The organism is Arthrobacter sp. ISL-69 (genome assembly GCF_018613775.1).
GTDB lineage: Bacteria > Actinomycetota > Actinomycetes > Actinomycetales > Micrococcaceae > Arthrobacter.
The window spans coordinates 1-21,762 of the sequence record NZ_JAGGPO010000019.1; the positions used below are offsets into that span (position 1 = coordinate 1).

At 68.0% G+C, this 21,762-nt stretch carries 22 protein-coding genes and 1 pseudogene; 15 read left to right on the forward strand and 8 right to left on the reverse strand.

The genetic code is table 11. The annotated features are described in order from the left end of the window. The 3 genes from J7I79_RS14645 to J7I79_RS14655 form a co-directional block, all read right to left on the reverse strand. Positions 1–333 (reverse strand): phage holin family protein (locus J7I79_RS14645; protein ID WP_214954335.1); only part of this gene is annotated, 333 nt, incomplete at its 3' end. After that, entirely contained in the window at positions 330–1,304 is a 975-nt protein-coding gene (locus tag J7I79_RS14650) for a hypothetical protein (RefSeq protein ID WP_214954337.1), read from the reverse strand. The genes J7I79_RS14645 and J7I79_RS14650, both read right to left, overlap by 4 nt. Before the next feature lie 128 nt (positions 1,305–1,432). After that, positions 1,433–2,494, reverse strand: coding sequence for an NAD-dependent epimerase/dehydratase family protein (locus tag J7I79_RS14655; protein WP_214954339.1), 1,062 nt, complete (start codon positions 2,492–2,494; stop codon positions 1,433–1,435). A 192-nt stretch (positions 2,495–2,686) separates the two neighbouring features. Between J7I79_RS14655 and J7I79_RS14660 the strand changes: the two genes are divergently transcribed. Further along, positions 2,687–3,487 (forward strand): sigma-70 family RNA polymerase sigma factor, encoded by an 801-nt coding sequence (locus J7I79_RS14660; RefSeq protein WP_214954341.1) that lies wholly within the window; start codon positions 2,687–2,689, stop codon positions 3,485–3,487. Here J7I79_RS14660 and J7I79_RS14665 read toward each other — a convergent pair. Then, positions 3,445–4,398 carry a glycosyltransferase family 9 protein gene (locus J7I79_RS14665; RefSeq protein ID WP_214954343.1) on the reverse strand — a complete coding sequence of 318 codons (954 nt, stop codon included), beginning with the start codon at positions 4,396–4,398 and terminating at the stop codon, positions 3,445–3,447. The two genes, J7I79_RS14660 and J7I79_RS14665, sit on opposite strands and share 43 nt — an antisense overlap. Before the next feature lie 111 nt (positions 4,399–4,509). Here J7I79_RS14665 and J7I79_RS14670 point away from each other — a divergent pair, with 111 nt between their 5' ends. From J7I79_RS14670 to J7I79_RS14700, 7 genes are all read left to right on the forward strand, one after another. Next, positions 4,510–5,064, forward strand: a complete 555-nt coding sequence (locus tag J7I79_RS14670; protein ID WP_214954345.1) for an HAD-IIIA family hydrolase — start codon at positions 4,510–4,512, stop codon at positions 5,062–5,064. Next, positions 5,061–6,137, forward strand: a complete 1,077-nt coding sequence (locus J7I79_RS14675) for a glycosyltransferase family 9 protein (RefSeq protein ID WP_214954347.1) — start codon at positions 5,061–5,063, stop codon at positions 6,135–6,137. The genes J7I79_RS14670 and J7I79_RS14675 overlap by 4 nt, the downstream gene beginning before the upstream one ends. Beyond that, entirely contained in the window at positions 6,134–7,150 is a 1,017-nt protein-coding gene (locus J7I79_RS14680; RefSeq protein ID WP_214954349.1) for a glycosyltransferase, read from the forward strand. Before J7I79_RS14675 ends, J7I79_RS14680 begins: the two co-directional genes overlap by 4 nt. Then, the gene (locus tag J7I79_RS14685) at positions 7,147–8,400 is read left to right on the forward strand and encodes a glycosyltransferase (RefSeq protein WP_214954351.1); all 1,254 of its coding nucleotides are present in this window, start codon (positions 7,147–7,149) and stop codon (positions 8,398–8,400) included. Before J7I79_RS14680 ends, J7I79_RS14685 begins: the two co-directional genes overlap by 4 nt. Positions 8,401–8,564: 164 nt before the next feature. Beyond that, positions 8,565–9,140 carry an SIS domain-containing protein gene (locus J7I79_RS14690; RefSeq protein ID WP_396020204.1) on the forward strand — a complete coding sequence of 192 codons (576 nt, stop codon included), beginning with the start codon at positions 8,565–8,567 and terminating at the stop codon, positions 9,138–9,140. Beyond that, the gene (locus J7I79_RS14695) at positions 9,137–10,495 is read left to right on the forward strand and encodes a PfkB family carbohydrate kinase (protein ID WP_214954355.1); all 1,359 of its coding nucleotides are present in this window, start codon (positions 9,137–9,139) and stop codon (positions 10,493–10,495) included. The genes J7I79_RS14690 and J7I79_RS14695 overlap by 4 nt, the downstream gene beginning before the upstream one ends. A gap of 33 nt (positions 10,496–10,528) precedes the next feature. After that, positions 10,529–11,290 carry an SDR family oxidoreductase gene (locus J7I79_RS14700; protein WP_251042833.1) on the forward strand — a complete coding sequence of 254 codons (762 nt, stop codon included), beginning with the start codon at positions 10,529–10,531 and terminating at the stop codon, positions 11,288–11,290. On the opposite strand, the gene J7I79_RS14705 is transcribed toward J7I79_RS14700, so the two are convergent. Continuing rightward, a complete protein-coding gene (locus J7I79_RS14705; RefSeq protein ID WP_311380583.1) occupies positions 11,244–12,176 on the reverse strand; it encodes a glycosyltransferase family 9 protein in 933 nt (310 codons plus the stop codon). The two genes, J7I79_RS14700 and J7I79_RS14705, sit on opposite strands and share 47 nt — an antisense overlap. Continuing rightward, positions 12,136–12,411: a hypothetical protein gene (locus tag J7I79_RS24785; RefSeq protein ID WP_311380584.1), complete on the reverse strand. Its 276-nt coding sequence runs from the start codon at positions 12,409–12,411 to the stop codon at positions 12,136–12,138. Before J7I79_RS24785 ends, J7I79_RS14705 begins: the two co-directional genes overlap by 41 nt. Positions 12,412–12,651: 240 nt before the next feature. Here J7I79_RS24785 and J7I79_RS14710 point away from each other — a divergent pair, with 240 nt between their 5' ends. The 3 genes from J7I79_RS14710 to J7I79_RS14720 are packed head-to-tail and all read left to right on the forward strand — an operon-like array spanning position 12,652 to position 16,559. Beyond that, positions 12,652–14,097, forward strand: coding sequence for an aldehyde dehydrogenase (locus J7I79_RS14710; RefSeq protein ID WP_214954357.1), 1,446 nt, complete (start codon positions 12,652–12,654; stop codon positions 14,095–14,097). Next, positions 14,094–15,611, forward strand: a complete 1,518-nt coding sequence (gene rfaE2, locus J7I79_RS14715) for a D-glycero-beta-D-manno-heptose 1-phosphate adenylyltransferase (protein ID WP_214954359.1) — start codon at positions 14,094–14,096, stop codon at positions 15,609–15,611. The genes J7I79_RS14710 and rfaE2 overlap by 4 nt, the downstream gene beginning before the upstream one ends. A 33-nt stretch (positions 15,612–15,644) precedes the next feature. Next, a complete protein-coding gene (locus tag J7I79_RS14720; RefSeq protein WP_214954360.1) occupies positions 15,645–16,559 on the forward strand; it encodes a spermidine synthase in 915 nt (304 codons plus the stop codon). Between the two features lie 213 nt (positions 16,560–16,772). Here the strand turns inward: J7I79_RS14720 and J7I79_RS24650 are convergent, their stop codons facing one another. Both J7I79_RS24650 and J7I79_RS14730 read right to left on the reverse strand, forming a co-directional pair. Further along, positions 16,773–17,051 (reverse strand): ANTAR domain-containing protein, encoded by a 279-nt coding sequence (locus J7I79_RS24650; RefSeq protein WP_311380585.1) that lies wholly within the window; start codon positions 17,049–17,051, stop codon positions 16,773–16,775. Between the two features lie 105 nt (positions 17,052–17,156). Next, positions 17,157–18,053 carry a LysR family transcriptional regulator gene (locus J7I79_RS14730; RefSeq protein ID WP_214954361.1) on the reverse strand — a complete coding sequence of 299 codons (897 nt, stop codon included), beginning with the start codon at positions 18,051–18,053 and terminating at the stop codon, positions 17,157–17,159. Between the two features lie 132 nt (positions 18,054–18,185). Here J7I79_RS14730 and J7I79_RS14735 point away from each other — a divergent pair. The 4 genes and pseudogenes from J7I79_RS14735 (at position 18,186) to J7I79_RS14750 (ending at position 21,695) form a co-directional block, all read left to right on the forward strand. Further along, positions 18,186–19,563 (forward strand): annotated as a pseudogene (locus J7I79_RS14735) (MFS transporter). A 75-nt stretch (positions 19,564–19,638) separates the two neighbouring features. Beyond that, positions 19,639–20,388 carry a 3-hydroxybutyrate dehydrogenase gene (locus tag J7I79_RS14740; RefSeq protein ID WP_214954362.1) on the forward strand — a complete coding sequence of 250 codons (750 nt, stop codon included), beginning with the start codon at positions 19,639–19,641 and terminating at the stop codon, positions 20,386–20,388. An 81-nt stretch (positions 20,389–20,469) separates the two neighbouring features. Beyond that, entirely contained in the window at positions 20,470–21,225 is a 756-nt protein-coding gene (locus tag J7I79_RS14745; RefSeq protein ID WP_214954364.1) for a class I SAM-dependent methyltransferase, read from the forward strand. Positions 21,226–21,338: 113 nt separating this feature from the next. Next, positions 21,339–21,695, forward strand: a complete 357-nt coding sequence (locus J7I79_RS14750; protein WP_214954366.1) for a hypothetical protein — start codon at positions 21,339–21,341, stop codon at positions 21,693–21,695. The last annotated feature ends 67 nt before the right edge of the window (positions 21,696–21,762 follow it).

Below are 21,762 nucleotides of genomic sequence, written 5' to 3' on the forward strand. Positions count from 1 at the left end.
GACGGCGGCCAGGACGGCGGCGATGACGCCCCAGATCACGGCGAGGACCACGGCGGACCAGCCCAGCCCCATCACCGTTCCCAGCGCCCACCAGAGCGCCAGGGACAGGAACAGGAGCACGAAATGGCCAGCCACGCCGGCGCCGGCCAACATCCCGCCGCCCTTCCCCGCACGGGTGGCGGACTGCTTCAGCTCTACCTTGGCGAGCTCCACCTCCTGGCGCATCAGCGTGGAGATGTCCCGGGTCACGTCTCCGAGCAGGTCACCAAGGGACGTCGTGTCCGCCTTCACATGCGACTCCGAGGCAGCCGGTTCCGGAAACTGGTTGCTCATCGCTGACCGCCACGGAGGGGATCGTCACGGTACGGGTCGTCGTCCGCGAGGTCGCCGGTCAGCGGGGAGTCCGAGACGCGGTCGCCGGCCAGGGGATCGTCCGCCCACTGGTCCTGCGGTGTTCCTTCGTCCGCCAGCGGGTTGGGCGGATAGGCGTCCGCCCCATCCGTGTATGCGCCCGTACCGGCATAACCTCCGGCACCCACTCCGGCGCCGGTCATGCCCGCCGTGGTGACGTTCGGAGCCGGCATCTGTACCGGCGGCGGCGGAACCGCCATTCCGGTGTCGGGAACATAGGAACCGGCGGTGCCGGTACCGGGCACACTGGAGATCGGTGCACGTGCGGCAGGTCCGCCTGCCACGCCGCTGGCAGAGCTCGGGGCACCCTCGCTCAGGCTGCGGGTCAGACGGCCCGCCAGGATTCCCGCGCCGGCAGCCAGCAGCAGGAACGTGCCGGGGCGCTGCCGTGCGAAGGTCTTTACCTCGCCGAGCAGCGAACCCGGGTCACGGCCTTCCAGCCACGACGCCACGGAGGCGGACCGGTCCGCTGCCTGACGGATCAGGTCAGTAGCCACGCCGGGCTGCTCGGACGCGTCAGCCATGGTGCGGAGTTCGCCGGAAATGGAATGAAGGCCGTGGGCTACTTTCTGCTGCTGCGCCCCGGCCTGGTCGGTGAGGTCCGTCTTGGCCTGGTACAGCAGGTCCTTGGCATTGGCTTTGACCTCGCCGGCCACGTTGGCGGCCTCGGCCTTGGCGGTCTCTGCAACGTGCTGGGCGGAGTCCGTAGCCTGGCGGGTCACTTCGCCTGCCTCGTTCTTGGCCGTGTCGGTCTTCGACGTCGTGCCCTCCGCTGCGCCGTAAGGGGCTGCAGGGTAGTCGGCATCTGTTTCCGGCACCGCCGTGACGGCCGTTTGCTTTGTGGCCCCAGCGGTGCCGTAGCTCCCGTCCTGCGGCCATTGGTTCTCTGTCATCTTCGCTCTCTCTTTCCAAGAAGGTCGGCTGCTGATCAAGAACCAGCAATTACTGGCCTTAAAATAGTAAGCATGATTACTATAAATAGTAAGTACCCTTGGTGTATTACTTTTCTGGACCGGCAGCTTTAGCGGTCCGCCAGGTCCATGCCGGGCCGGTTTCGTGGCTTCAGTGGGGGAGAACCTGCCGTCCCCCGTCCCATTCCCAGCCCTTCCAGCACTTCCCGGATAGCGTCCAGGGACGAAGCGCGGGGCTCCCAGCCGAGCACTTCGCGGGCGCGTCCGGTGTCCATGATCGGGGCGCCTTCAGCCATGGCGATCCAGCCGGCATCCGTTGGCTGCAGGCGGAGCCGCCAGCTCAGATCCACGGCCATGCGGAGAAGCCATAGGGGGATGGGAAGCCAGCGCCTCGCGTGCAACAGCCTGGCCAGCTCCACCGGAGTGATCACCGGTTCGGCGGCGACGTTGAACGCGCCGGTGGCGCGACGGTCAAGGATCCTCCAGTACGCGTCGGCGGCATCGTCCGCATGTATGGCCTGGAAGACCAGTTCCGCCGGGATCGGCAGGAGGGGGAGCCTGATATGCCCCGGCAGCAGCCTGGGAATCAGCGGCCCCAGGAAGTAACGGCCGATCTCACTTCCGGCGGCGCCCTGGAAAATGAGCGCTGTGCGCAGCCGCGCGACTGCGGTGGCCGGGTTTTCCGCCTCGAACCGGTCCAGGAGGGCTTCCTGTTCGGCCTTGTGCCTGCTGTAGTGCGATTCCGGGATGCCGGTGGCCGGCCAGTCCTCGGTCCTCCGGGGTTCCTTGGCTGAGCTGCTGTAGGCACCCACCGAGGAGGCGCACACCACGTGACCCACGCCGGCCTCCCTTGCGGCCCGGAGGACATTCGCGGTTCCCGTGACGTTGGTGCGGTGAAGTGCCGCCATGTCGTGGTTCGGCTGGAGAATCCACGCGAGGTGCACCACGGCATCCACTCCGGCGAGCGCGGCGCGCAGCCGCCCGCCGTCGTCGTCGGTAATGTCCACTGCGTGCCATTCGACGCCGCCATAAGGCGCTGCCGACTGGTCCGGCAGGCGCCTGCTGATTCCCACGAGTTCGAGCGTGTCCGGGCGTTGTGCCTGCTGTTCGTGGAGGCGCCGGAGCAGGGCAGTACCCGCATTTCCAGTCGCGCCAACGATTGCTATCCGCATGCCGGACCACCCTTTCGCGAGGCTGGAAGCGCCGGCCGGCTATCTGGTCAGGTTTGGCCGGGGCCCGCCGACGCGTCCGCTGTGATTTAACGCTACCGGCCATTGTTTAATAAGCAAGCTTATGGTTTCCTACTTTTCTAAGTCTTGCCACAGGCTTATTCGGTCGCTCCACAGTCAAAGGAACGAGCCACAATGGCGGAACCCCAGCTATCGCCACAGACCCTGCAACTGGAACAACAGCACAGGCACCAGGGCCAGATCCGGCAAACCTTCGAAAACCAGCTAGTCCTTGAATACCTGGATCTGGCCGAGGCACTTGCGGCGCGCTTCCAGGCCCGCGGGCGGGACAGGGCAGACCTGAACCAGGTTGCCTACCTTGGCCTGGTCAAGGCGGCGAGGGGTTTCGACGCGGGGCGGGGAAGCAGCTTCGCGGCCTACGCGGCTCCGACCATCACGGGAGAATTGAAAAGATACATGCGGGACCGGTGCTGGATGGTCAGGCCGCCGCGCCACTTGCAGGATCTGCGTTCCGAGCTCCTGCGGTCCGAACCGGTGCTCGCGCAGGCATTGGGCCATGCGCCGACCGCCGCTGAGCTGGCCGTGGAACTGGGCGTTCCCCCGGACGCGGTTCGGGAGGCGATGGCGGCCGCTGCCAGTATGCATCCCGCTTCCCTCGACGCCGCCGAGGCTCGCCCTGACAGTACGCCGCTGGCCGAAACCCTCGTCTCCGGGGATGACGATCCGCTGGACAGGCTGGAGGAACTGATCTGCCTCAACCAGGCCATCCGGAAGCTGACCACGGAGGACCAGGAGCTGCTGTACCGGCGATATTTCTGCGAGGAAAGCCAATCGGAGCTTGGCCGCAGGTTCGGCGTCTCGCAGATGCAGGTCTCGCGGCGCCTCTCGCGTGTCCTGGTGCGGCTCCAGGGCCTGCTGCAGGAAGGCAACGATCAGAGCACTCCCAATTCGCGGAGGGCTGCGAGCACATCCTGAACGCTGACCCCCAGCAACGCAGGGTCAGGCTCGGCCGCGAACACGTCGCCGCGGCGCAGCTCCGGCCGGGTCAGGACTATGTGCGGGCCGGGGGGAGGCCCCCACTGCTCGGGGGGTGCGGGACCGAAAAGGACAACGGACGGCCGGGCGTAGGCGGCGGCAAGATGCGCCGCCCCGGTGTCCGCCGAAACCACCACACCGGCTTCGGCGACCAGCGCAGCGAATTCCGACAGGGGCTGCGAACCTGCCACCACAGCAGTGTCCGGGAGGCCTGCCCCGCGGGCCACACGGAGGGCACGTTCGCGTTCTTCGGCGCTGCCGGTGAACACCACCTCATGACCGGCGCCGTTCAGCGCTGCAGCTACTGCCGCAAATCGCGTTTCCGGCCACAGCCGGCTGCCGTAGGCTGCGCCCACGTGAACCACGGCCGCCGCCCTGTGGCCGGACGCCGCGGCCCGGCCCGCCACGGGCCGGCTCAGCTGCACGTCAAGGGGATCGGCTTCGATGCCGTGCCAGCGGAGGAGCCTCGTCCACCGTTCCCGTTCGTGCATCTGCTCCACCCACGGCGGCCCTCCGCCGGCCGCACCGTGGGCAATCATCCGCCGCGCCCCGAGGGCTTCCAGCAGTAGCGTGCTTTCAGGCCCGCAACCGTGGAGGTTGACTGCAATGTCCACGGCGCCCGGCGCCACGGCGAGCGGTGTATCCAGCCCACTGGCCGGGAGCAGTTCGAAGCCTCCCACCAGCTCAAGGACGTCCGCCAGCCAGGCCGGCCCGGCATAGACCAGCCGGTGGCCGGGGAACGCCCTGCGGACTGCGTGGAGGGCCGGGACCGCGACCAGGAGGTCGCCGAGTTTTAGCGCCCTCAGGACCAGCAGCGTTGGCTGTTCGCTGGACGGCACGGTGGAGCCCATAAGTGCAACTTCCTCTTTCAGGCCCGCGTGGACCTCCTGGTTCCGGAGTCTAATCCGGGAAACGGCTCATCAAGCTGTTTGAGCGGCCCGTCCGCGGGGAACAGGGTGGGTATGCGAAGTTCCAGCATTCCGATCCCCAAGGCGGTGCTCTTCGACCGGGACGGCACCCTGATCCAGGATGTGCCCTACAACGGCGACCCCGGGCTGGTAGCCCCTATGCCCGATGCCCGGAAGGTCCTGGCGGAACTGCGCGGACGGGGCATCGCCACCGGTGTGGTCAGCAACCAGTCGGGCGTGGCACGGGGCTTGCTGTCACGCAGCCAGGTGGACCGGGTCAATGACCGCATCGACCGCCTCATGGGCCCCTTTGATGTCTGGGAAATCTGTCCCCACGGCACCGAGGATGGCTGCGGTTGCCGCAAACCCGCACCCGGGATGATCCTGAGCGCCTGCCGGCGGCTCGGAATCGCGGCGGCCGAAGCCGCCTACATCGGTGACATCGGCAGCGACATGGAAGCCGCCGAAGCCGCCGGGGTGCGGGGGATACTCGTACCCACGCCGCTCACCCGGCCCGACGAGGTGGCAGCTGCCCGGGAGGTGGCTGCGGACCTGGCCGGCGCGGTGTCGCTCCTGCTGGGCGTGGCACCTGTGGGGATCGGCCAATGACCCGGGTGCTCGCGGCAAGGCTGGACAGCGTGGGCGACGTCCTGCTGGCCGGTCCCGCCGTGCGGGCCATCGCCAACGGGCGGCGTTCCGACGGCGGTGCGCCGAACGACGTCGTGCTCCTGTGCGGACCGCAGGGCGACACTGCCGGATCCCTCCTGCCGGGCGTGTCGGAAGTCTACAGCTGGGCCTGCCCGTGGATCATCAACCCCGCCCCGGCGGTCACCGCGGAGACCGTGGACCGGCTGGTCACGTTCATCCGCCATTCGAGGATCACCGAGGCGGTGATCCTGACGTCTTTCCACCAGTCCCCCCTGCCGCTGGCGCTGCTGCTTCGGCTGGCCGGGGTGCGGCGCATCACGGGGGCGTCCGTTGACTATGCCGGCGCGCTGCTGGATGTCCGGCTCCGGCCCGGGGAGGATTTTTCCGAGGACCAGCCGGAGGCCGAGCGCGCCCTGGGGATCGCCCGGGCCGCCGGATTCACGCTCCCGCCCGGCGACGACGGCAGGCTCCGGATCCGGGACTACCGCGATGCCCGTGAGCTCGTGGGGGACGGGGCGTACATCGTGGTGCACCCGGGATCCTCGGCGCCGTCCCGGGCCTGGCCGCCACTGCACCACGCCGCGGCCGTGGAACTCCTCGAAGGTGCTGGACACCGCGTGGTGGTGACGGGCGGTCCCGGAGAGACCACGCTGACGGCGACGGTGGCCGGCCCGTCGGGGCTGGATCTTGGGGGACGAACGGACCTGCGGACCCTGGCCGGTGTCATTGCCGGGGCAAGCGCCCTGGTGACGGGAAATACCGGTCCGGCCCACTTGGCCGCCGCCGTCGGAACCCCCGTTGCCTGCCTGTTTTCCCCGGTGGTGCCGGCAACCAGGTGGGCACCCTACGGCGTCCCGCTTGAACTGCTGGGCGACCAGAACGCGCCGTGCAGGCTGAGCCGCGCGCGCGAGTGCCCGGTGCCGGGGCATCCCTGCCTAGCTTCGGTTTCACCCGAACAGGTGGTGGACGCGGTGGAACGGCTCCTCGGCGGAGTGTCCTCGCTGTCCACCCGGCGGGAGGTGCGGCACCGATGAGGATCCTGCTTTGGCATGTCCACGGTTCCTGGACGGATTCGTTCGTCCGCGGACCGCACGAATATCTCCTGCCGGCACTTCCCGGCGGCGGGCCCTGGGGGCTGGGCCGCGCCGGCCGGGACTGGCCAGGGTCCGTCCACGAAGTTGCCCTCAACCGGCTCGACGCCGACAGCATCGACGCGGTCGTCCTGCAGCGGCCCGAAGAACTCACCGAAATCGCCCGGGCGCTCGGCCGGCAGCCGGGGGCGGAGCTCCCCGCGGTCTACCTCGAACACAACACGCCCAAAGGCGACGTTCCGTTCACCGTGCATCCGCTCGCAGACCAGCACGCCATCCCGGTGGTCCACGTAACGCACTTCAATGCGCTTTTCTGGGACACCGGTTCAACCCCCACGGTGGTGATTGAGCACGGCGTCCCGGACCCGGGCCACCTCTACACCGGCGAGCTTCCGGAGTTGGCCGTCGTGGTCAACGAGCCCGTCCGGCGAGGGAGGGTCACCGGCACGGACCTGCTCCCGCGCTTTGCCGCCGCCGCGCCGCTGCAGGTTTTCGGAATGGGCGGGGACGAACTGCCCCGGTACACCGGGTTGCCGCCGTCCCGGCTGACCGTCCGCGGTGACCTGGCCACCGCCCCGCTGCACAAGGAACTGGCCCGCTGCCGGGTTTATGTGCATCCCCTCCGGTGGACTTCCCTGGGACTGGCGCTGCTCGAGGCCATGCATCTTGGCATGCCGGTGGTGGCGCTGGCCACCACCGAGGCCGCCCGGGCGGTGCCGCCGGAGGCCGGTGCAATCTCGACGGACGTCGGGGAACTGGTGCGCCAAGCCGGGCTTCTTATCCGCGACCCCGACGAAGCCAGGGAACGGGGGCGGGCGGCCCGCCAGGCGGTCCTGGACCGCTACGGCCTGGGCGCTTTCCTCGGCGCCTGGGACACCCTTCTCGACGAGATCACCTCCCGGCGGTTCAGGAAATCCCGGGTCCTTATCCCCGCGAACGAAAGGAAGCTCCAGTGAGAATATCCATGGTTTCGGAACATGCAAGCCCCCTGGCGGCGTTGGGCGGCGTGGACGCGGGCGGACAGAACGTGCACGTCGCCGCCCTGTCCACAGCCTTGGCCCGGATGGGACACCTCGTAACCGTCTATACCCGGCGAGATGATGCAGCACTTCCACCACGGGTGGCCATCCAACCGGGGCTGGACGTGGTCCACGTTGAAGCGGGCCCGGCACACCACGTGCCCAAGGACAAGCTCCTGCCCTACATGGACCGGCTCGCCGAGGGCATCGGGGAGGACTGGGGTGCAAGGCCCCCGGACATCGTGCACGCCCATTTTTGGATGTCCGGCCTGGCCGCGCTGGACGCGGCCCGCCGGAGCGGGGACGGCGTGCCCGTGGTGCAGACCTTCCATGCGCTGGGCACAGTCAAGCGCCGCCACCAGGGCAACGAGGACACCAGCCCACTGCAGCGGCGCTGGCTGGAGCCCGCCGTGGGCCGGGCGGCTGACCGCATCATTGCCACCTGTTCGGATGAGGTGTTCGAGCTCAAGGCGATGGGAATCGACACGGCCAAAATTTCCATTGCCCCGTGCGGTGTGGACGTGGAGCTCTTCGCGGGCTTCGGCGCCGCCGAGCCGCGGCCGCGGAGCCACCGCATCCTCTCCGTGGGCCGCCTGGTTCCACGCAAGGGCGTGGACCTTGTGATCAGGGCACTGCCGCTGCTCCGCGAGGCGGGGTTCGACGACGTCGAGCTCCTGATTGTGGGCGGCGGGGGCGGCGCCAACGTCATGGGAGCGGATCCCGAGGCCCGCCGGCTCCAAGAACTGGCCAGGGAACTCGGCGTGGACCATCAGGTGACCCTCCGGGGCCAGGTGCCGCGGGAGGCCATGCCCGGCATCCTGCGGAGTGCGGACGCCGTGGTGTGTACGCCCTGGTATGAGCCGTTCGGCATTGTGCCCCTTGAGGCGATGGCCTGCGGCGTCCCGGTGGTTGCCGCCGCCGTCGGCGGACTCACGGACACCGTGGTGGACCGGGCAACCGGCCTGCACGTTCCGCCCCGGGATCCGGCCGCCATCGCAGGGGCCCTGGCCGAACTTCTCGCTAATCCGGACCTCCGTTCCGAACTCGGGCGGGCGGGCCGGAAGCGGGCGCGTTCGCGCTACTCGTGGGACCGGGTGGCCGCCGAAACCGAGAAGGCCTACCGGCAGGCCCTGGCGGACGGCGCCGTGTCCCGGCGGATGCAGCCGGCGGAAGGGGCGGCGCTGTGACTACCGAATGGCCGCTCCGCGAGCAGGACCTTCCACCCGTGCTGCCGCTGGTTCCCCGGCCTCCCGGACATACAGAAGCCCGTGGACATGCCGAAACCGGGGGACCGGCAGGTGCTCCGAAAGGATCCGCCAGCCCGGATTCCGTCAACGCCGTCCAGGCCCACCTGGATAATGTCCTTCCCGCGCTGGAATCGCTGCGCAGCCAGGCGCACCACCTGGCGGCCTGGGGCGAGGAGTTGGCACGCCGGCTGCTGCTGGGCCAGCGGCTGCTCGCTGCGGGCAACGGCGGCTCGGCCGCCGAAGCCCAGCACCTGACGGCTGAACTGGTGGGCCGGTTCGACGGCGAACGGGCGCCGTTCTCAGCCATCTCCCTGCACGCTGAGACCTCAGCCGTCACCGCCATTGCGAACGACTATGGATTTGAGGAACTTTTTGCCCGGCAGGTCCGCGCCCACGGGCGCTCAGGCGATGTGCTGATGCTGCTGTCCACCAGCGGAAAAAGCCCCAACCTCCTCCGTGCCGCCGAAGCGGCAGCCAGGCTGAACGTCACCACGTGGGCGCTCACCGGCCCCGCACCAAATCCCCTGGCCTCCCGTTGCGACGAGGCCGTGACCATCCAAGCCCTTTCCGCCAACGCCCAGGAATGCCACCTCGTTGCCCTCCACGCCGTGTGCCGGGCGTTCGACGCCGAGGTCGGCCGCCGGGGCATCAGCGGACCGTTCCCGGGGAGCAGGCCATGAAGATCGTGGTGGTGGGAGATGTGCTCCTGGACGTCGACATCGACGGCGAGGCCACCCGCCTGTGCCCGGACGCACCGGTCCCCGTGGTGGACGTGTCCACTGTGCAGCGGCGGGCCGGGGGCGCCGGGCTCGTGGCGAGGATGCTCGCCGGGGACGGGCACAACGTCACGCTCGTAACCGTACTCGCCGACGACGACGCGGCATTGCACCTCGAACGGGCGCTTGAAGGAATCACTGTTGTGGCCGGATCATCCGGGGCTCCCACTCCTGTCAAGACCCGCGTGCGGGCCGAGGGCCACCCGGTGGTCCGATTCGATGAAGCGTGCGCCCGCCCGCCCGTACCTCCTGTCACCCCGGCAATGCTGCACGCGCTGGAGCGGGCGGCGGTGATCGTTGTGGCGGATTACGGCAGGGGCCTCACCGCGAACCAGGAGCTCAGGGCGGTGCTGGCCGAGCTGGCCCCGCGCGTCCCGATCGTCTGGGACCCCCACCGGACGGGGGCGGAACCAGTTCCCGGCGTCGAGGTGGTGACGCCCAACCTGACCGAAGCCCGAAGCCTGGCCGGTGCTGCCGGAAGCGATGACATTGGGGTCGTGGCCGAGGCACTCCGGCTGCGTTGGCGGAGCAAGGCGGTGATGGTCACCATGGGCGGCCAAGGCGCGTTGCTGGTCTACGACGGCGGTCAGCCGGCCCTGCCCATACCGGCGCCGAAAACCCCGGTGACTGATCCCTGCGGTGCCGGCGACCGGCTGGCCGCCAGCCTGGCCGTGCACCTCATGGAAGGCCGCACCCTCGACGTTGCGGCGGTGCTGGCAGTCCGGGAGGCGGCTTCCTTCCTGCGTCACGGCGGGGTTTCGGTGCTGGCCGGGGAGCCGCAGCCCGTGAAGGTGCACGGGCGCAATACCGACGCTTTGGCCCTGGCCCGCAACGTGCGTGGAGCGGGCGGGATCGTCGTGGCCACGGGAGGTTGCTTCGACCTCCTGCACGCCGGCCACACCCGGGCCCTGGCCGCAGCCCGGAGCCTTGGCGACTGCCTCATTGTGTGTCTGAACTCGGACGAATCCGTACGACGGGTGAAGGGCCCGGACCGCCCGATCCTCAACCAGGACGACAGGGCCGAGCTGTTGCTCGCCCTTGAATTCGTGGATGCCGTGCTGGTGTTCGACGAGGACACCCCGGAGGCCTGCCTTGCCACCCTGCGGCCCGACCTCTGGGTGAAAGGCGGTGACTACGACGTCACCGAACTACCCGAAACCGCCCTGGTGGAGAGCTGGGGGGGACGCTGCACCACGGTGCCCTACCACCCGTCGCGCTCCACCACCGGCCTCGCGGACGCGCTGTCACGCGTCAGCTGAACTGCAACCGAATCCCCGACTGAGAGGAACACCATGAGTGAAGAGAACTTCCGCGAGACTTCCCGCGTGACCTTCCCCGATGCGTCACGCGAGACGTCCGGACCGACTTACCGTGCAGGCCGGGTGCTGGTCACCGGAGGAGCCTCCGGCCTCGGCGCCGCCGTCGTCGATGCAGTGCTGAAGGCGGGCGGCACGCCCGTGGTCCTGGACCGGGACATCCGGAACGTCTCGGCGGCAAAGGCCTTCGAAGTGGATGTTGCGGACCGCCGGGCCGTGAGCGAGGCGGTGCGGGAAGCCGCCGAAACACTGGGCGGCCTGGACGCCGTGGTGACGGCAGCCGGCATCGACCGCTGCGGCAAGCTGGAGGACGTTCCGGCCGAGGACTGGGAGAAGGTGGTCTTCGTGAACCTGTTCGGCACTGTGTCCGTAGTGCGCGCCGCGCTGCCCTACCTCAAGGCATCCCGGGGGCGCGTGGTCACCGTGGCATCGACCCTGGGCAAGCGCGCCCTGCCCGAGGCGACCGCGTACTGCGCCTCGAAGTTCGGGGTCGTGGGCTTCAGCCACGCACTTGCCGCTGAGACCGGCGGGGAGATCGGAGTGACCACCATGATTCCCGGCGGCATGAAGACCCGTTTCTTCGACGACCGCGCGGAGCAGTACAAGCCGCAGGACGACTCCCGGCTGAACGACCCAGCGAATGTGGCGGAGGCGATCCTTTTCGCCCTGTCCCAGCCCCCGGGCTGCGAGGTCAGGGAGATGCTGATCTGCCACGAGGACGAAGGTTCATGGCCCTGAGCAGCTGCACGTCCGCATAGACGTCCTCCGGACGTATCCCGGAAACCAGCGAGCTGTCGTGGCCGCAGCGCGGAGCGGTCCAGCCAACCTGGGTGACGTCTGCCCCGCACTCCGGGCAGTGCGTCAGCCAGGAGAGGTGCAGGCGGTGCAGGCTGCGGCCCAGGGGCCCGGCATTGAGGGCGTTGCCTGCCCAGTAGATCCCCACAGTGGGCGTTCCTAGCGCCTGCGCCAGGTGCCGCGGCCCGCTGTCGTTGGCCACCATAACGTCACACCGGGCCAGGAGGGCGGCCAAGGTGCCGAGGTCAGCTTCGCCGGCTATGGACCTGACGTTGTCCGAGCCTGCGACGTGCACCACGTCAGCCGCGAGCTGGCGCTCGCTCTGGTCGCCCACCACGAGCACCGTGCAGCCATCCGCGGCGCACGCCGCAGCCACTTCGGCGAAGCGTACGGCTGGCCAGCGCCTGCGCGGATCAGTCGCCCCGGGATGGACCACCACGATGCCGGCCGGATCGTCCGCGTTTCCGTCCACCCCGGTCCCGTCCCCCAGCAACGCGTCGGCCGCGTCGCGGAACGGGTCCAGGGGGCGCAGCTGTGCTTCCAGCCCAACCGGGGGCGCCCCGGCGAGCCCGGCCACTTCCAGGGCCCGCAGCGGTTCGTGCTGGTAGTACGCGTAGGGCAGTGTGCGTTCCAACGGAACGGAGTCCGGCGTCCGTGTCCCCACCGTGTGTCGTGCCCCCAACTGCAGGAGGAACGGATTCGAGTACCGCCCGCCGCCGTGGAGCTGGAGCGCCAGGTCGAAACTCTCGCGCCGCATCTCAGCGAAGAACTTGTCCGTCCTGGCCGGGTCATGCGGTCCGGGACGGACGCCCTCGGCGTATGGCAGCATGGACCGGCGTTCCGAGCACGGTGACAGTGGCCCCCGGGTAGGCGGCCTTCAGCGCGGCAACTGCGGGAAGGGCAAACAGCAGGTCACCCAGGCCTCCGCCGCGGAGCACGGCGATCCGGGCTACGTCCCGGAATTTTTCCAGGACCGGACCTACGCCCGCGCCCACTACCTCCGCGCCACCGAAAGCGGACGGGCGCGCGGCGGAAAGCCTGTCCGTGGCATAGTCCGGTCCCATTCCGCCACTCCTTGCCGAAGTATCCATCCTTGCCGTGCCGCCCACCCTAGTCCCATGGAGTGTTCGTGGCTACGGCTGGGGGCGGGATGCGCGCTGCAACAAAATCCGATGGCAACGGCGGGTGTAACCGGGAACGAACCGGGGTACGGAACAGGTCACAGGAGGCCTCAGCGTCTGCACACCCGATTCACCTGGCAGTCGCCTGAACGGGTGAAGCGGCCGTCTTTCGGAAGGAGTCCCATGTCCGCGATCGTCCAGCGCGTCCACAACCGCGCCTCGGAAATGATAGTCATCCGCGACCCCCGAACCGGGGAGGACGTGGGCTCCTTGCAGGAGGCTGTGCCCCTCCACGTCCGGAAAGCGGTCAATGCCTCCCGTGCAGCCCTGCAGGCGTGGGCCGCAACGCCGCCGGCTGAGCGCGGTTCCAGCCTCCGCGCAGCCGCCCGTGCCCTGGCCGAAGCGGCACCGGAGCTTGCCCGGATGAACAACCGTGAGACCGGGCGGCCCGTGGACGAGGCCCTTGCCGGGATCGCCGCCGGAGTTTCCACCCTGGAGCAGTATGCCGAACTTGGCCCGGTACACCGGGGTCACAGCCTGAGGGGCGACCCGCTGGCGTCTGACTACACCGTTGCCGAGCCCCGCGGGGTGGCAGTGGCGCTGACTCCGTGGAACGACCCCGTGGCCGTGGCCTGCGGCCTCATAGGCGCCGCCCTGGTCACCGGAAACACCGTGATCCACAAGCCCAGCGAGCGGTGCCCCCACCTGGGCGCAATGCTCGGGGAAGTCCTGGCCGCTGCTTTCCCGCCAGATGTGCTTATTTCGCTGACCGGCGGCTCGGGCATCGGCGCCCTGCTGACCGAACAGACCGGAGTGGACGTCGTGGCACACGTCGGCTCCAGTGCGGCGGGCGCCCGGATTGCCAGGGCCTCCAACCTGACGGGCGCGCACGTCATCCGTGAAAACGGTGGAAATGATCCGCTTGTGGTGGACGACGACGTCGATCCTGTCTGGGCGGCGGAGCAGGCGGCCGTGGGAGCCTTCAGCAACAACGGCCAGATCTGCACTGCTGTGGAGCGCATCTACGTACACCGGGCCATCGCCGGTCCCTTCTGTTCTGCCCTGGAAAGCCAGGCCCGGCGCCGCAACCGTGACGGACGCATGGCGCCCCTGGTGGACGTCCGCATGCGCGACGCGGTCCACCGCCAGGTTGAGCAGGCCCTTGAATCCGGGGCACGAGCCGTCGAAGGGGGATCGATCCCCGGCGGACCGGGGGCGTTTTATCCGGCCACAGTCCTGCTCGATTGCACGGCAGACATGGACATCATGGCGGAGGAGACCTTTGGCCCCGTGGCCCCGGTGCAGGTAGTGGACAGTTTCAACGAAGGGCTCAGGCTCGCGGCGTGCGGCCGCTACGGCCTGGCCGCGACCGTGCTGACGGGCCAAATCGCTCACGCACAGCAGGCCATCGCCGCGCTGCCGGTGGGAACGGTCAAGGTCAACGAGGTGTTCGGCGGCGCACCCGGCGGGGCTGCACAGCCGCGCGGGGAGAGCGGGCGTGGCTTCGGCTACGGACCCGAACTGCTGGACGAATTCACCCGGGTCAAGGTGGTGCACCTGGCGGCCCCGCCCCCTCCAGCAGCGGACCCTGCGACGGCGGTCCCTGCGGTGCGGCGGGAGGCGCCGTGAGCGGACTGGCTGATCAGCGCGGACTGGCCGACTGGCTACCCGCCCGCCTTGCCGCCCTCGCGCCGTCCGTTACGGTCATCGGCGATGTCATGCTGGACGGCTGGTGGAGCGGGTCCATTGACCGTCTGTGCCGCGAGGCCCCCGCTCCTGTGGTTGACATCAGCAAGCGCACTTTCGCTCCGGGCGGGGCGGCCAACACTGCCATGAACCTGGCGGCATTGGGGGCAAAGGTCCAGGTCGCAGGACTGATCGGCTGCGACGACGCCGGGCTGGAGCTGGGGCGGCAGCTCCGCGCCGCGGGAGTGAACACCAGCCACCTGCATGAGCATCCCGACATGGTCACCACCTCCAAAATCCGCATCAGCAGCGCGGGCCAGGTTTTGCTGAGGTTCGACGACGTGGCCGCCAAGGTCCCGCGGGACGCATTGGCGGCGCTCGCGTTGTCCTTACCGGCCGCTGTCCGGGGCCAGGACGCCGTGGTGGTCTGTGACTACGGTACGGGGGCCCTGCAAGGTCCGGTCCGGAGCGCCCTCCTTGACGCGCTCGGGGGGAGGGCCGGCACGCAGCTTGCCGTGGTGGATGCCCACGATCCCTGTCCTTGGGCGGCGCTCCGGCCGGATCTGGTCACGCCGAACGCGCAGGAAGCGGCCCGGCTGCTGGGCATCCGGTTCACCTCCGGGAGCGACCGTCCGGCCGTTATGGCGGCCCGCCGGGAGGACCTCATCGACGCCACCGGAGCACGTGCCGTCGTGGTCACCCTGGACCGCGACGGAACACTGTTGCTGCCCGCGGCCGGCGATTCGCACCGCACCTGGGCCAGGCCTGCCACGGAGAAGCAGGCCTCCGGCGCCGGGGATACGTTCGTGGCGGCCCTGACGCTCGCCCGTGCCGCCACGCTGCCGCTCAGCACCAGCGTGGACTTTGCCCAGGCTGCGGCGGACGTCGTGGTCCACCAGCCGGGAACCTCAGTCTGCAGCTCGGCGGACCTCACCCGGCACCTGGCAAGCTTCGCCGACACCGCCCTCAGCGCCGACGAACTCGCCCGCCATATCCAGGGCGATCGCGCCGAAGGCCGCCGGATTGTGCTCACCAACGGGTGCTTTGATGTACTGCACCGCGGCCACACCCGGTACCTCAACCAGGCCAAGCAACTTGGGGACGTCCTGGTGGTGGCGTTGAACAGTGATGCGTCGGTGCGCCGACTGAAAGGGCCGGACCGGCCCATCAACTCGGTGGCTGACCGCGCCGGCGTGATCGCGGCGCTCAGCTGTGTGGACTACGTGACGGTGTTCGATACCCCCACGCCCATCCCGCTGATCGAAAAGCTCCGGCCGGAGATCTACGCGAAGGGCGGGGACTACACCCCGGAAATGCTGGCCGAAACGGAAGCGGTGGAACGCTTCGGCGGCACTGTGACCATCCTGGACTACGTACCGGACCTGTCCACCACCGCCGTCGTGCAACGGATCCGGAACGGTGAAGGCGCAGCGGTCGGCGAGGCGCCGGTCAACTAGGGTTGAGGCATGAGCAATACGGTGGCTGGCTAAGTGGCGCGTAAGGGCCGGGCTGCCGGCAGGAACGCTGAACGTTCGACGCCGGGAGTGGTGGAAGTGCCGAAGGGAACCCGCCCTGACGGGCCGGTTGAGGGCGTCTACTACATCGACACGGGGGACTGCGAACTGATCGCGGACCAGGACAATTCGAATGGCTGGCTCCTGCGCATCAACGGCGTGATGAGCTCGCACATCGACCTGGCGGACCCGCTTTTCCTCGACTTCGAGTACATGCGGTGGATGTCCGCGCTGGTGGAATCGCGGTGGCCGCGGGAGAACAGGCCCAAGCTGCGCGCCCTGCACCTTGGCGGCGGAGCATGCTCGCTGGCCCGTTATTTCCACACCGCCTATCCGGAGGCGCGCCAGGTGGTCGTGGAACTGGACGGCAAGCTCGCCGAGTACGTCCGCGGCTGGTTCGACCTGCCCAAGGCGCCGCTGCTGCGGCTGCGCGTGGGGGAAGCGAGAGAGGTTACCGAGGCCCTGACCCCGCAGACCCGCGACCTGATCATCCGCGATGTGTTTGCCGGCGCGCTGACGCCCCGGCCGCTGACCACCGCGGAATTCAATGAACATGCCAGGCGCGTGCTGGCGCCCGGCGGCATCTATGTGGTGAACTCCGGCGATGCCCCGGACCTGAAAAACGCCCGCGAGGATGCCGCCGGCATCGCGGCCACGTTCGAACACACGCTCATCATCGCCGACCCCGCCATGCTCAAGGGCCGGCGCTACGGCAACATGGTGATGGCCGGCAGCGACCAGCCGTTCGACGACGATCCCCGGCTGGCCCGCAGGCTCCTGGGCGGAGGTGTCCCCGCCCACATGTGGGATGACGCCAAGGTGCGCGCCTTTGCTGCCGGCGCACCCGTCCGCCATGATCCGGCGCCACCGGAATCGGTCTCCGGGGACTAGGCGCCGAGTCCTTCCCGCAATAATGGCGCAAGGCCACCGCAACAAAAGTCCCGGGAGGAACAAAGTTGCCTCAAGAAAGGGCTTTCAGGACCACTATTGTCCCGGTGGGCCCCGCGCCCGCTGTAAGTTTGTGGAAGCTCTCCGCTTTCCCCCAAGACCGGAGGGCAAAGAAGCCCCCGCGCTTGAGTCCCCAGGACTCGCGCGGGGGTTTCTTCATTCTGGCCGGACGCCCCCACCGGGAAGTTCGGCGCTGGACAGGATGTCCGTGGCGATGGTGTGCAGCCTGGTGTCGGTCGCACATGCCGCCAGGTGCAGGAGCTCCATCGCCTGATCCCGGCTGCAGCGGTTCTGGACCATGATCAGCGAAACGGCTGCGTCGATGACCGCCCTCGATTTGAGGGCCGACCGAAGGTGCTCGGGATAGTTCTCCGGAGGATGGAGGCGCAACGCCAAGCGGAGGATCCGGGAAATGGAGTCCGCGTGCTCCTCCACCGACGCGATGGTGACGGCCTCGATCCTTCAATGCCCGGTCCCTCGAGACCCGGCGGGGGCCGCGGACTCTGGCCGTCCGAATATATACCGCCCGGCCGCTGACCGTCAGCCCCGGCCCAGGAGGGCCTCGCGGTGCTCCACGGTCTGGTCACGAAGTGCCTGCACCACCGCCGCCACGGCGGGCCTCCGCATGGAGTCCGGACGCAGGACCATCCAGTAGGGGAGCCGCTCGGAGAATGCGTCCGGAAGCAGTCGGACCAGGTCCAGGTGCAGATCGCCCATGAAGCACGGCAGGAAGCCGATGCCCGCCCCGGCGCGCGTAGCCTCCACATGGACAAACACGTTGGTGGAACTCAGGCCGTCCTTCATGGCGGGAACAAGCCTGCGAGGGGCATCGAGGTCGTCCACCTGGAGCATGGAGTCCACGAAATACACCAGCGGATGTTCCGTCAGTTCCTCCACCGTGGCAGGGGTCCCGTTTTCGGCCAGATAGGCCTGCGAGGCGTACATGCCCAGCACATATTCGCCCAGTTTGAAGGCCTCGGCGCGGTGCACCTGGGGCTCGCCCACCACCACCTCGATGTCCAGGCCGGACCGCTGCTGCAGGGCCCTCCGGGTCACGGTCACGATCTCCACGCTGAGCCCGGGATGCTTGCGCCGCAGCCGTGCGATGGCGGGCGCGGCGACGTAGGCGCTGAAGCCGTCCGTGGCCGTCATGCGGACCACGCCCGTGATGGGATCCGGCGCCCGGCCCGGCTGGCCGAGGCTGCGCACCGCATTTTCCACCTGCTCGGCCACCAGCACGGCCTCCGCCCCGAGTTCCGTCAGTTCCCAGCCGCCGGCCGCCCGGGAGAGGACGCGTCCGCCCAGGGTCTTCTCCAGGGCAGCTATCCGGCGCGACACAGTGGTGTGGTTCAGACCGAGGGCCTGCGCCGCCGTCGTGAACTTGGCTGACCGCGAGACGGCCAGCAGGACCAGCAGGTCATCGGGATTAGTATCCATATCTGCAATTCTGCACACAAGGGGTGCCGGTTTGGCCATTGAATCGCAGAGTTTGTGCGGCAATACTCATTTGAGCCCATTCAGTGCTGTGGATCACAACACGTGTCGACGTGGACACTAAGGAGAACCAAGATGAGCGTAGAACAACGCTCTGCAGCACCCGCCGCTTCCGCCCCAAAGGGCGCCGGCCTCAAGAAAATCGTCGCCGCCTCCATGGTTGGCACCGTAGTGGAATGGTACGAATTCTTCCTCTACGCCACCGCAGCAACCCTGGTTTTCGGAAAGTACTTCTTCCCCGCCACCGGCAATGAGCTGGACGGCATCATCCAGGCCTTCATCACCTACGCCGTGGGCTTCGTGGCCCGCCCGCTCGGCGGCATCGTCTTCGGCCAGATCGGCGACAAGCTCGGCCGCAAGCCCACGCTGCAGCTCACCATCGTGATTATCGGCGTGTCCACCTTCCTGATGGGCTGCCTTCCCGGCTTCGCCGACATCGGCAACCTCGCACCGGCACTGCTGGTGTTCCTGCGCTTCATCCAGGGATTCGCGCTGGGCGGCGAATGGGGCGGCGCCGTGCTGCTTGTCGCGGAGCACAGTCCGAACAAGTCCCGCGGCTTCTGGTCCAGCTGGCCCCAGTCCGCGGTCCCGGTGGGCAACCTGCTGGCCATCCTGGTCCTGTTCATCATGTCCAACGTCCTGAGCAGCGCCGACTTCCTCAGCTGGGGCTGGCGCGTGGCATTCTGGCTCTCCGCCGTGATCGTATTCGTTGGATACTACATCCGCACCAACGTCTCCGAGTCGCCCATCTTCCTGGAAGCGAAGGCGCAGCTGGAGCAGGAACAGGCCGTCAGCTATGGCGTCTTCGAGGTCATCCGCAAGTACCCCAAGGGCATTCTGCAGGCCATGGGCCTCCGGTTCGCCGAAAACATCATGTACTACCTGGTGGTTAGCTTCGCGATCGTTTATCTCAAAAGCGTCCACAAGTACGACACGTCCTCGCTCCTGCTGGCGCTGCTGATCGCCCACGTCATCCACTTCCTGGTCATTCCGCAGGTGGGGCGGCTGGTGGACAGCTGGGGCGAAGCCCGTCTACCTCATCGGCGCCATCACCGGTGCAACCTGGCCGTTCTTCGCCTTCCCCATGTTTGATACGAAGAACGTCGTGGTCATCGTCCTCGCCGTGACGATTGGCCTGTGCCTGCACGCGTTCATGTACGCCGGCCAGCCGGCCATCATGGCTGAGCTTTTCCCCACCAGGATGCGCTACGCCGGTGTGTCGCTGGGATCGCAGGTCACCTCGATCTTCGCCGGTTCGCTGGCACCGCTCCTGGCCACCCAATGGCTCAAGGACACCGGATCATGGATGCCCACCGCCATCTACCTGGTAATGGCGTGTGCCATCACCACGGTGGCAGTGTTGAGCCTCAAGGAAACAAAGGGCATCGCCCTCGAGGACGTGGACCGGGCCGATGCCGAGCGCGAACGCTTGGTTGGCGCGGGCGTCCGCTGAGCCAACCGGGTCCCGACTGATGTCACTGCACTGATTCTTGCTGGTATCGAATTTCTGGAATGTAGGGCTGGAATTATGGAAAACACTCTGAACGGCCGCAAGGCCCTCGTCACCGGCGGCGCCAGCGGGATCGGCGCTGCGAGCGTCCGTGCACTGGCGGCACGGGGCGCGAAGGTGGTGGTGGCGGATATTGACGAAGCCGGTGCCACCGCCCTGGCCGATGAAGTCGGCGGCACCGCCTGGGCCGTGGACCTGCTGGATGTCGAGGCATTGGGAACCCTCAGCCTGGACTGCGACATCCTGGTCAACAACGCCGGGATCCAGCGCATCAGCCCCATTCAGGACTTCGACCCCGCGGACTTCAGGCGCATCCTCACGCTGATGCTCGAGGCGCCGTTCCTGCTGGTCCGGGCGGCATTGCCCCACATGTATGCCAACGGGTTCGGCCGCATCATCAACCTGTCCTCGGTGCACGGAATCCGTGCCTCCCCGTTCAAAAGCGCGTATGTCTCCGCCAAGCACGGCCTGGAAGGGCTGAGCAAGGTGACGGCGCTTGAGGGCGGGGAGCACGGGGTCACGTCCAACTGCATCAACCCCGGCTACGTCCGCACGCCGCTGGTGGAGGCGCAGATTGCAGACCAGGCCAAGGTTCACGGCATCCCCGAGTCCGAGGTCCTGGCCCAGATCATGCTCACCGAGTCCGCCATCAAGCGGCTGGTGGAGCCGGAGGAAGTCGCCTCGCTGGTCGCCTGGCTCGCCTCGAACGACGCCGGCATGGTCACCGGCGCCAGCTACACCATGGACGGCGGCTGGTCGGCGCGCTAGCCGGCTTCCGGTCCGGCGGCGCGGGAAATGACTGACGTCCGACGGTAGATGATGCGCGCGGTCAGGTGCCATAGTGGCGGGATGATCAACCAGCAACAGCTCTGGGACGACGACACAGCGAAACAGTACGACACGCCTGGAGAGGGAATGTTCTCCCCCGAGGTACTGGGCCCCACAGTGGAGGTCCTGTCAGAGCTCGCGGGCGACGGTCCGGCCGTTGAGTTTGCCATTGGCACTGGTCGTGTCGCCATCCCACTCTCCGAGGCGGGGGTCCAGGTCAGCGGCATAGAACTGTCTCACGCGATGATCTCCCGCCTGCGGGAGAAGGTCGGAGAGGACCACATTCCCGTCGTTCAGGGCGACATGACTGAGGTAGTGGCGGGCGGGAACTTCTCGCTTGCGTTCCTGGTGTTCAATACCATCGCCAACCTCCTGACACAGGACGAACAGGTCCGGTGTTTCCAGAATGCTGCCCGTCACCTTGCACCGGGCGGGAGCTTCGTCATTGAGCTTTGGGTGCCACAGCTGCGTTCGCTACCACCCGGACACGGCGGGACCGTGGAGGTGAGCCAGCCCGGGTATCTCCTGGTTGATACCTATGACGTGCTGCACCAGCACGTCATCTCACACCACGTGTGGTTCGGTCCGGACCTGGCGGATGGCCGGGAGGCGCGGATCGGTCGGACACCCCACCGGTACATCTGGCCCAGCGAACTCGACCTGATGGCGCGGCTGGCCGGGTTTGAGCTGGAATCCAGGTGGGCGGACTGGGACCGCAGCGAATTCACCGCAGATTCCCGCAGCCACGTGTCGGTGTACCGGCTCACCGCGCGATGAGGGATCCGTACGGGCCTGCGGAGGACGAGCCGGCCAACTGGCGGAATATCAGTCGCGAAGGGTCCAACGCTAGCCTTGCAACAATTCCTAGTCTCATGAAGGGGCGCGGCCTTATGGAAACCCTGATCACAATCGGTATCTTCGTTGGAATCATGCTGCTCCTTTGGGGTATGTCCCATTACTTCGTCAAGGTACGAGCACCGAGGCGGGACAGGCCAAAGATCCTGGCCGCCCTGGACCAGGCGGAACGCCTCGGCTGGTCGGACATCGACACCAATATCAAGGCAGCATCGGCGCGATGGCGTTGTCTGAGAACCGGCCACGACGAAGCGGCTCTCTACCGGCTGGAGGCTTACCGCGACAGGATCGGCGTCCAGCTGGAAATAATCCAGCCACGTGAGGCTGAGCTGAAGAGATTCTGGGCCGGGCAAAGCGGTGCCAGCATCGACATTCCGGTAATTAACCTCTAGCCAAGCCGGGCTTGGGCCCCCGTACGCTCCCGATAAGCTAATGACACGTCCGGCCGCCAAAGGGGGA